5 protein-coding genes are annotated in these 4,351 nt (G+C 58.4%); 2 read left to right on the forward strand and 3 right to left on the reverse strand.

All coding sequences use genetic code 11. The features are described from left to right. Positions 1-234: 234 nt before the first annotated feature. Entirely contained in the window at positions 235-645 is a 411-nt protein-coding gene (locus WA354_RS10165; RefSeq protein ID WP_472812895.1) for an STAS domain-containing protein, read from the reverse strand. Positions 646-785: 140 nt separating this feature from the next. On the opposite strand from WA354_RS10165, the gene WA354_RS10170 reads away from it, so the two are divergent. Continuing rightward, positions 786-2,270, forward strand: a complete 1,485-nt coding sequence (locus tag WA354_RS10170; RefSeq protein ID WP_472812896.1) for an APC family permease — start codon at positions 786-788, stop codon at positions 2,268-2,270. A gap of 245 nt (positions 2,271-2,515) precedes the next feature. Beyond that, entirely contained in the window at positions 2,516-2,926 is a 411-nt protein-coding gene (locus tag WA354_RS10175) for a hypothetical protein (RefSeq protein WP_472812897.1), read from the forward strand. Positions 2,927-3,413: 487 nt separating this feature from the next. Here the strand turns inward: WA354_RS10175 and WA354_RS10180 are convergent, their stop codons facing one another. Further along, the gene (locus tag WA354_RS10180; RefSeq protein WP_472812898.1) at positions 3,414-3,980 is read right to left on the reverse strand and encodes a BON domain-containing protein; all 567 of its coding nucleotides are present in this window, start codon (positions 3,978-3,980) and stop codon (positions 3,414-3,416) included. A gap of 197 nt (positions 3,981-4,177) precedes the next feature. Further along, the gene (locus WA354_RS10185; protein WP_472812899.1) at positions 4,178-4,351 is read right to left on the reverse strand and encodes a helix-hairpin-helix domain-containing protein; all 174 of its coding nucleotides are present in this window, start codon (positions 4,349-4,351) and stop codon (positions 4,178-4,180) included.

Consider the following 4,351-nt stretch of genomic DNA (forward strand, 5'->3'; position numbering starts at 1 on the left):
GTACATGTCGCGTGCGTTAAACGACCCGGTTATGCGGTAGATCACGGTGCGCGGGGCTTGGCCTTCGATTCGTTCAATCGTGAATGAGGCGCTGTTCCAGAGCTCGGTTTGGGTCGTGGACATTTCAATTGGATTGTAAAGGGCGCGCCGGACCAGCGAAAAGGGGCGCGGTTAGTGAGTACTCAGAGGCGATTCTCAGATTGGGAGAAGCGGCGGATTCACAAGATGGACTTCTCAGGTTCGGGGAGCGGCGATGGCCTCCTCGATCGATGCAGCCATGGGTATGAGTGCGTCGACTTTTGTGAATTTGAAAAGCTGCAGGACATTGGGGCGCACTCCGACGGCGATAACGCGGACACCGCGGGCGCGGGAACGGATGAAGTGACTGATGACCAGGCCGAGACCGGAGGAATCCAGGGTTGGAACTTCGGTGATGTCGAAGATGTTGAGGGTTGGGCGTTCTTTGCCATGCGCCGGTTCAAATTCGAAGATGTTGACGACGGCAAGGGGCTTGAGGACGGAGTACATATCGTTGGCTGCGAATCCTCCGGTGAACTTGAAAATCAGCACGCCTCGATCTTCGTCTTCGATGCGTTCAATGGTGAACTTCGGACTTTGCCATAACTGGGTCTTGGTGATTGGCACTGCGTTTCTCCCCTGATACTGGTGCTCGCTGAAGTTGATGGGCCCGTTGGGTCAGCATACTTGAGCGAGGCGTTGGAGCAGGCATGAATATTTCTTCAGCCCATGATTCGGGAGCGAGAACCGGGTCCCCGCGATGATTGATGCTTTTTCCAAATGATGCCGCACCGCCGAGTCGCGGGTGGTCGGCCACACCGCAAGTTGCCGTGCTAACCTCACATCACCGCATGCGCCAACAACTGTCCGCTGTCCCCAACCAAGCTCAAGCTCCCGCCGATCTACCGCGCGTACTCGGTGCCTCGCAGGCCACCGCCATTGTCGTTGGCACCATCATAGGCAGCGGCATCTTTCTCGTTCCCAGCGAAATGATGCGCGACACCGGCTCCTCCGCTCTCGTCTACCTTGCATGGATCGTTGGCGGGCTGCTCTCGCTTTTCGGCGCCATGACCTACGCCGAACTCGGTGCGATGCTTCCCTACGCGGGTGGCGAATATGTCTACCTGCGCGGAGCCTACGGGGACACGCCCGCTTTTCTTTATATGTGGACGTGGTTCGCCGTCGCCAAGCCCGCATCGATTGCCGCCGTCACCAGCGGGCTGGCGCGCACCCTCGGCGTCTTCTCTGCGTTCCATTTCCTCACCAATCACATTGCGGGAACGCCAATTCTCTGGTCGCAGGTCTTCGCCATTGCCGTCACCTGGTTCATGACTGGACTGAACTATCTCGGCATCAAGAAGGCCGGCGACTTCCAGCTCGTCTTCACCGTTCTCAAAGCGGTACTGATTCTCATCGTCGCCGCGCTCTGCTTCGCATCTGCTTCCGGATCGTTCTCCAACTTCTCGACGTCCCTGCCCACCGCGACCGGCGGCTTCAGCGGATTCATGCTCGCCCTCATCGCCACACTCTGGGCCTATGACGGCTGGAACGACCTCACCATGGTCGCCGGCGAAGTCCGCCGCCCTGAACGCAGCTTGCCAATCGCGCTGATTGGTGGTCTGTTCGCAGTCGGCATTCTCTTCATGGCCACCAATGCTGCGATCCAATACATTCTGCCCGCAGCGCAAATTGCCGCCAGCGAACGCCCTGCAGTCGCAGCGCTCTCTGTCGTCGCGGGACCACGCGGCGCAGGATTCGTCGCCGCCGCCATGGCTCTCAGCATCTTCGTTACACTCAACGGAACCATTATGTCCGGCGCGCGCATCCCCTTCGCCGCCGCCCGCGACCGCCTCTTCTTCCGCCAGTTCGCGCACATTCAGCCTTACTTTCAATCCCCGTCCACGTCCCTCATTGTTCAGGGACTGCTCTCCACCGTATTGCTACTTTTCCTTTCGCAGTTCCAGCAGCACTTCGAACTAGCTGTCTTCGCCGAGTGGCTCTTTTACATGCTCACCGCAACCACAGTTTTCGTGTATCGCCGCCGCCGGCCCGATCTCGCACGCCCCTATCGGGTCTGGGGATACCCGATCCTGCCTGCCATCTTTGTCCTGTGCGCCGCCGCTGTTCTTGTATACAGCTATGCCGGCAACCTTAAAGGATCGCTGATCGGCACGGCCCTGATCCTTCTCGGGCTTCCCGTACTCTGGCTCGTGCGCAGAATCTATGGAACCGCCGGTGCAATATCTGAATAGTTCGCGTCCTGCGCCATCTTCAACCCATTGATCCGGCTTTAAGTCGTTATGCAATGACGAGAAGAGAAGACGTGATGCCTGTCACGGGCAACCGTATTGCAGCGGGGGTAACGTTTCGGGCTGCAGACGATCGGCCCAGCGACCAGCCCAGAGAGCATCCGCTATTGCTGGGATCCCGAAAGGCGATGGACGCATCTCGGAAGCGCGCCTGGGTCGGCTGCGTTAACCGTGAGGAGCGGTCGCCTATGGACGCAAACTGTTCAAAGTGCGGAGCACATCTGGCTTCGGCGTGGAGTTTCTGTCCCGGTTGCGGCGCCGCTGTGGCGCACGAGGTGCATCCGCCTGCGCACCAGCATCACCCGGCACGCGGCGCGTTTGGCGGCCTGTACTTCGGCCTTATCGCGGCCCCCATCCTGATCATCCCCGGGGTCCTGCTGTGCTTGTTGGGCTGGGGCATCTTCTTCGGCGTACCCATGATTGTGCTCGGCATTATGGCTCCACTGTTGGGGCCGGTGTTGGGCATGGGTGAGCACAAGGGCAAATGTCCGTCGTGCGGCACGCGAATGATCAGCATTGCCGATTCGAAGGTGCATGAGTGCCCGGTATGCAACAAGAAGTTCGCGATTGAAGATGTTGAGGTGGCCGGAGTTCGGTGACGCCGGCTTTGGCAAGTGCAATGCGCCAGATGAATTGAGATTTGGGCCGGCAGTCGTAATCACGTTTACTGCCGCTGGCGCTGCGTAAATGGCGAGCGGGGGTTTCATCTCGCACTCGTGACATCACGTTTTTGGGTCTGGTGCGGCCAATATGCAACCAACTGGTTGCGTTCATACCCTACTACCCGGTCTCTTTGGCTAAATATCCTGCAATCATCGGGTTACCGAGAGGGGGCGGCGCCAAATATTTCTGTGAATTGGGGTTAGCCATAGATGTTTCATATCAAATGACTTAGGAAGAGACAAGACCGCGGGACAGGAGCCGGTGGCGGGTTCTTCTGATGGATGTTTTCGAATTTCCGATGCTCATTCCATTGTGCCCGCAGAGCCCGAAATAACCTGCAAACTTTGCGAGCTATTTCGGGGCATGGAATGAAGAAGTTAGGTTTCGCATGAGCGAGCCGGGCTTGACAACGCGCGGACCGGATCAGGAGTTGGCCGGGGAGGGCTTGCCACCGTTGATCTGGATTTCATTGACGACGTGCTGGACCTCGGGAACTTTGTTGGCCAGGTCCTCTGCTTCCTGCCGAAGCTTGTAGGTCTTTACGGAGCCCTTGAGCGTGAGTGTCTGATTGTACGCAGAGTAATCGATGCCCTTCAGATCTCTGTGGGCTGCAATCTTGGCTTTGTATTTTTTTTCGATTTCCTTGTCGAGCCGGACGTCCTTCTGGGCGGCCTTGATCTCGCTGACCAGCCCCGCGCTCTGCACCTGGATGCGATTGACAATGGAGTAGGTGGGTGCGGCCTGCTGCGCGAGGTGTTCCGCTTTCTGCCTGTTGTCGCTGGAGCCGACGATTCCGCTGAGGGTAATGGTGCCGGCATTGCGATCCTGTGACACGTTGATGCTGCGCAGGTCTTGCTGATCGAGGGTGTTGTAAACGGCCATTCTGTCGTCGGGGTGACCGCTGTGGGAGCAGCCGGAGAGGGTGAGGGTTGAGGCAAGAAAAGCCGTTGAGGCAAACAAAAACGCAGTGCGAAAACCGGAGTGGAGCATGAGTGGTTCACCTCCGCTAACAACAAATGGGATGCGGCACGAACTTTGTCTGGTTGTTCGTTTTCAATGGTCCGCCGGCTAGTTCCTGAACTTTGCGGAGCCGATTTTATGTTTTGAAGAGCGGTACTGCAGGTTCCTCCGCTCCGCTTCGCTGCGGTCGGAATGACAGCGCGCGGTTGGAGGCTATCGACACACCCCTAGTTTTGGGCCGCTGCTGTTGGTTGGGGCTGGTGGAAGTGGCGCCAGATGGATTCGGCGGTTTTGCGGGGGACTACGGAGGCTAGCGAGTCGGCGGTGGCTTGCTGCACTTCGCGGAGGCTGCCGAAATGGGTGAGGAGACGCTGGCGTGTCTGGCGGCCGACGCCAGGGAT

It is taken from the genome of Occallatibacter sp., from assembly GCF_049802275.1.
Classification (GTDB): Bacteria; Acidobacteriota; Terriglobia; order Terriglobales; family Acidobacteriaceae; genus Telmatobacter.